General features: G+C 43.4%; 3 protein-coding genes. All 3 read left to right on the top strand.

Annotation, left to right across the window (positions count from 1 at the left end):
* On the top strand, positions 1 to 1,932 hold a 1,932-nt coding region (locus tag GC093_RS28480; RefSeq protein WP_171655312.1), incomplete at its 5' end, for a dynamin family protein.
* A gap of 327 nt (positions 1,933 to 2,259) precedes the next feature.
* Positions 2,260 to 4,104, top strand: coding sequence for an ABC transporter ATP-binding protein (locus tag GC093_RS28475; RefSeq protein WP_171655311.1), 1,845 nt, complete (start codon positions 2,260 to 2,262; stop codon positions 4,102 to 4,104).
* A complete protein-coding gene (locus GC093_RS28470) occupies positions 4,101 to 5,957 on the top strand; it encodes an ABC transporter ATP-binding protein (protein ID WP_312886625.1) in 1,857 nt (618 codons plus the stop codon). Before GC093_RS28475 ends, GC093_RS28470 begins: the two co-directional genes overlap by 4 nt.
* Positions 5,958 to 6,519 lie beyond the last annotated feature (562 nt).

The following is a 6,519-nucleotide window of genomic DNA, read 5'->3' as shown; positions in this document are numbered from 1 at the left end:
TCCAGCGCTGCGCCGCTGGCGCAAGGCGCGCACCGCGCGCGCCTGCGCGAAGCGGCCGCACAGCTCGCCGCAGGCGCTGGCGAGCTCGCGGGGCTCGCGCCCTTAGCGAGCATTTGCCGCTCGCTGCAGGAAAAAGCTGAGCGGCTGCAGCAGAGCCGCTTTACGATCGCGCTGTTCGGAGCGTTCAGCGCGGGTAAATCTTCTTTCGCCAATGCATTGATTGGCGAAAGGGTACTGCCCGTCTCGCCGAATCCAACGACAGCGGCGATCAATAAAATCATGCCGCCTGAGCCGGAGAATGGCTGGCCGCATGGTACTGCCAAAATACAGATGAAAAGCAGCGATCGCCTTGCTGACGATATTCGTAATTCGTTAGAGGTTCTTGGCATTCAGGTGAATGGTTTGTCAGATAGTCTTGCCGCGATCAGCCGTTTGACAGCAGACCAAGTATCTGCAAAGGGTAAGCCGCACTACACGTTTCTAAAGGCAGTAGAGAACGGTTGGGATGCCGTTAAGAACGATTTGGGCCGAGAGCTAAAGGTTGATGCAGACCAATTTGCTCTCTATGCAGCGGATGAGAGTAAGTCGTGTTTTGTCGAACTGATTGAACTGTATTATTCGAATCCATTGACGGATCAAGGTATTGTGCTTGTCGATACCCCAGGCGCGGATTCTATCAACGCGCGTCATACTGGAGTGGCGTTTAACTATATCAAAAATGCGGATGCCATATTGTTCGTTACTTATTATAATCACGCATTTTCACATGCGGACCGCCAGTTTCTACTTCAGTTAGGTCGGGTAAAGGATAGCTTTGAGCTTGATAAAATGTTTTTTATCGTAAATGCCGCCGACTTGGCTTCATCAACAGATGAACTTGAAGGTGTAGTCGCTCATGTTCAAAGTAATCTACAGCAGCATGGAATCCGAAAACCGAGAATTTATCCACTGTCCAGCTATTATGCTTTGGAAGGTAAGCTTGCTGAAGATGAAGCGACGGTTCAAGCGTCAGGTATAGCTGCATTTGAACAAGATTTTGTCAGATTTAGCTTAGAAGAGCTCACGGATATTGCTGTCAGGTCAGGACAAGCCGATCTGGGGCGAGCGGCAGATGTGCTGCAGCAGTGGATCATCGGAGCACAGTCAGACGAAAGTGCACGGCTTGCGCGTGCTGCGGATATTCGATTGGCTCTGAATGAAGCTGTTACAAAGCTTAAAGAAATATCAACTGAGCCTGAGGAGAGAGAACTCCGCAAGGAAATAGATGAGCTGTTGTATTATGTGAAGCAGCGTGAAACCTACCGATTCGGTGAATTATTCCTACATGCCTTCAATCCCGCTGTATTCAGTGAGGAGGGGCGTGATATTAAAGCTCTGATGGAGTCGGCATGGGATGACCTGCGTCGGATGATTTCTTTTGATTTATCTCAAGAAATTTTGGCTACCACACTTCGTATCGAAAATGCAATTAACAGTACAGCCAAAAAAAGAAGGCAGCAGTGGTCACAGTCTTTTGGCAGTGAGCTTACAACCTTTCAGTATTCCGAATACGAACCGAAGGTGTTTGAAACGCCGCAGGAGACTGAGCCATTTAGCGCTAATTCCATACAGGCGAAATGGCTGGCCGGCTTTTATAAAAACGCCAAACAATTTTTCGAAGGTGACGGGAAACAAAAGCTGCGCACTGAGCTGGAAGCGAAATTGAACGATCCGTTTACTAGTTATGTGCAATCTCAGGCGGATTGGCTGGATCAGATATATCGAACTCAACTGCAAGCATGGTACCAGTTATTATCTGAACAGCTGCAAACTGAACTACAGGAATATGCTGTCGGGCAATTGGCTGCCTTGGAAACGCAGATTGACATCGAAGAACTTAAAAATAAGCATGATAAATTAATGAATAATTATTTAAAACCAAATTTAAAATGATCTATTTATGATCGGCTGTCTGTAAAAAGGCAGCCGATTTTCATTGTTTTTATAAAAGGGGATTCATATGGCGGCATAAGGTACTATTTTCGTGAAAAATGTGGATTGTGTCATCATTTCGTAAAGATTTGAGGTTTTATCTCCTTACAAGGAGAATTATGGGAAATAGGGTTGTTGCCCCACCTATTGGATGGTGTTAAGATTCTAAAAAAGCGAACGCTTTCGGTGGCAGTATGGTCTGCATCGGAAGCAATTTTTGCTTTTGCGGCCAATTTTGGCTGAATGATTAGCATAAGAATTGCTTTAGTCCAAACTTAGGAGGGTCCAATGGAAGTCTTTAGGCAGCTAAAGGAGTATTACTGGTCAGAAAGAAAATTATTGATTGCATCGATTTTGTCGTTGATGACCGCAACGGCTCTAGGACTGGTTTACCCCAATTTGCTTCGTTATTTGATCGACGAAGTAATAACAAAGAAACAGTTTTCCTTAGTGCCTGGATTATCTTTACTAGTAGTGGGCGTGGTTACCTGTAAAGCGATTTTTCAATTTGTTCATGGTTTAATGAGCGCAAGGCTTGGAAACAACACGGCTTTCAACCTTAGGAATGCCTTGTATGAAAAGCTGCAGTATTTATCCTTTCAATACTATGACAAAGCAAGGACTGGAGACTTAATGTCTCGTCTTACGGCAGACCTGCAAGCGGTTCGTGATTTCGTCGGATTTGGTTTTGTTCAAATATTAAACGTCTTCATGATGTTTATTTTCGGAACAACCATGCTGCTGACCATCAATTGGCAGCTTACGTTGATCACTATGATCACCATGCCATTTCTTGTCTTTACCGCGATTCGCTTCGAAGGTAAAATCCATCCAGCGTTTCGTTCGATCCGTAAATCTATGAGCTCTATGACCACCTCAGTACAAGAAAACATTACAGGTGTACGTACTGTAAAATCATTTGCCCGCGAGCCTCATGAAATTACGAAGTTCTCGGAAAAAAATGAAGATTACAGAGTAAATAACGTAAATACATCAGGTATTTGGGCTCGTTATTTTCCATTAATGGAGATTCTCGCTAATTTAAGCGTTGTCTTTTTACTTGCTAGCGGTGGTTATATGGTTATTCATAATATGATCACTTTAGGAGAACTTGTCGCTTGCTTCAGTCTGATCTGGTATATTATCGGACCGATGTGGCAAATAGGTTTTCATATCAATAATTACACGCAATCCAAGGCGGCCGGGGAACGTCTTCTCGAAATCTTACATCACTTTGTACATGTTAAAAACAAAGACAATGCGATAGAGCTGACACCAGATAGAGTAAAGGGACATGTTCGCTTCGAGGATGTGACATTTGCTTATACAGACCAGCAAGCTGCTCTTCAGCATTTTAATTTGAATGCGCCTCCAGGATCAGTAATAGGTCTTTTGGGAGGTACCGGATCTGGCAAATCTACAGTTATACAGCTTTTGCTGCGTGCATATAATGTCAAAGAAGGTCGAATTACAGTGGATGGCCTGGATATTAGGGATATCACGTTAGAGAGTCTAAGGGAGCAAATGGCGATTGTTTTCCAAGAAACCTTCCTATTTTCTTCGACAATTCGAAATAATATTGCCTATGGAGTCCGGAATGTGACGATGGATCAGATCATTCAAGCGGCTAAGCTTGCAAAAGCTCATGACTTCATAATGGAGCTTCCGTTAGGCTATGACACTATTGTTGGCGAACGTGGAATGGGACTATCTGGTGGGCAAAAGCAACGAATTGCCATCGCAAGAGCGCTGCTTATGAATCCCAAAATATTAATTCTAGACGATGCGACGAGTGCTGTTGATATGGAAACTGAGCACGAGATTCAAAGAGGTTTCCAAGAGGTTATGAAGGGCAGAACAACTTTTATTATTGCGCATCGAATATCCTCCTTGAAGCATGCTGATGAAATTATTGTATTGGATCAAGGTCGAATCGTTCAGAGAGGAACGCATGATCAATTGATGAAGCAAGAAGGACCTTACTTGGAAACATATAAGATTCAATTCGCAGATCAAGCGGATGCTGTTTTGCTGGAAGAATCTATTGAAGATCTTATAACACAACAGGAGCAGCACGTGGAGAATCAGGTGGCCGCAGCGGGTCAACAGAAGTCCGGGAGGTACATACAGTGAGTGAGTCAGTGAAACAAACGGTACAAACCGATGAAGATGAACAAACAGGAAGACGTTTTGTCTATCAGGATGATGAATTGCTGGATAAAGGGTTTGACTGGGTACAGGTTAAACGGTTGGGCCAATATTTGAAGCCTTATTCCAAACAAATACTTCCCGTCATTATAACGATGATGATAGTAGGGGCGCTAACAAAGCTTTTGAATCCATTATTAATCGCTTATGCAATCGATAATGTACTTCGAGAGAGTGCTCCTCGTCATGGTGATACAGCCTTGCTGTTTCAATGTGTAGCTGGCATGCTCTCCTTGTACTTCATTCAGTGGGCAGCAAATAACTACCGAATCCGGTTTACCAATAAAGTCGGACAGAAAGTGATCTATGACCTTCGTCATGATTTATTCAAAAACATACAAAGCTTGTCCTTCCGCTTTTTTGATAAACGTCCAGCAGGCTCAATTCTAGTGAGGATTACCAACTACGTAAATTCATTACAGGATTTGTTTACAAACGGTGTTGTCAATCTGATGATTGATTGTGTGCAGCTTCTAGGCATCATCTTCATTTTGTTGTTCTACAATGTCAAGCTTGGTACGGCTATTATTGTTACGGTACCGATTATGTTTATGGTTTCCACCAAGCTGCGAGTCTTGATTCGTCGTGCCTGGCAGGTTGTGCAGACGAAGCAATCCAGAATCAATGCACATCTAAATGAATGCATTCAAGGCATCAAAGTGACACAGGCTTTTACACAGGAAAAAGAAAATATGGCCTTTTTTGATCAAATGAATTTGGATAACCATAAATCTTGGCAGCGGGCATCAACACTAAACCAAGCTTTCAATCCGATTATTGAAGTCACGGGAGCCATCGGTTATTGTATTCTGTTCTGGTTTGGAGCTTATTTAATTCAACAGGAAGAAATAACGATTGGATTATTGGTTGCTTTTGCTACATATATCGGACATTTTTGGGAACCGATCAACCGATTGGGGCAAATGTACTCTCAAATGCTGATTGCAATGGCGTCATCTGAACGGATCTTTGAGTTTATCGATGAGAAGCCGAATGTCGCTGAGGCAGCAAATGCAAAAGAATTACCTAAAGTGAAGGGCGATATTGAACTATCCAAGGTGGAATTCGAGTACGAGCCGGGACGTAAAGCTCTCAAGGGAATTGATCTGAGTGTAAAAGCTGGGGAATCGATTGCCCTGGTTGGTCACACGGGTTCTGGCAAGAGCACTATTATTAATCTGCTATGCCGCTTTTATGATATTACAAGTGGCTCCATCACGATAGACGGTCACGATATTAGGGATGTAACGGTGTCTAGCTTACGCTCTCAGGTAGGTATCGTGCTGCAGGATACGTTTATATTCTCCGGCACTATCCGGGATAACATCCGCTTTGGACGGCTGGACGCGACAGATGAGGAAGTAGAATTTGCAGCAAAGGCTGTAAGAGCACATGATTTTATCATTAATTTGCCGTTAGGCTATGATACTGAGGTACAGGAACGAGGGAATGTGCTCTCCATGGGGCAGCGCCAGCTAATTTCATTTGCACGCGCATTATTAGCCGATCCACGCGTTCTGATATTGGATGAGGCGACTGCCAGTATTGATACAGAAACAGAGTTGAAAATTCAAGAAGCGCTGAAAACGCTGCTTGCTGGAAGAACCTCGTTCATTATCGCTCACCGATTGTCGACAATCAGAGGTGCTGATAAAATTATCGTGTTGGATCATGGGGTGATGATGGAGCAGGGTACTCATGAGGAATTACTGGCGCATAGAGGCATATATCATGGTTTGATTCAGGCTCAGTATCGGTTTTTGAGAGAAGTGGGATAGGAACATTTTGAAGAAATTAGAACATGTGAATATTTATTCATAAGGTACGGTTATTCCGGGAAAGGGATGGTACTCCACCGCTGTTGAAATCCAAGTTGTCTATTAATTTACCTTGCGGTAACAACTTGATTTCAAATGCGGACGTAGACTTTCCGTACCATTCCCTTATCCCTTCATAACCACATGAATAAAGATTCACAAACCCATATTTCTTAAAAAAGTTCCTATTTATTAGAGCTAGAAAGACAAGACGCCCTGTAGTTGGGCGTCTTTTTTGTACATATACGACTTTATTGGTTTAAGGTGAACGAAGCTTTACCTGAATTTCTGGAGCTAATTCTCACACATATAGTCTTCTTTTTAGTTCGATTGCGTAGGGTCAAGATGAGGGAAGCGAGTGCACTTGTAAAAGGCGGCAAACAAATGTACGTTTTCAATCCCTTCCTTCGTCACTCCAATCTACTACTAGGGAGAACTCAAAGGGTGTTAACGAGGTTTGCTTTTATTAGTGATAATCAGTGCCTCTCCGGAATAGACTAGGAAAAGGTTGTTTACTTTCCAC

The organism is Paenibacillus foliorum (assembly GCF_013141765.1).
Lineage (GTDB): Bacteria > Bacillota > Bacilli > Paenibacillales > NBRC-103111 > Paenibacillus_S > Paenibacillus_S foliorum.
The sequence above is the reverse complement of the archived record's forward strand: the minus strand, read 5'-3'. Positions and strand labels throughout refer to the sequence as shown.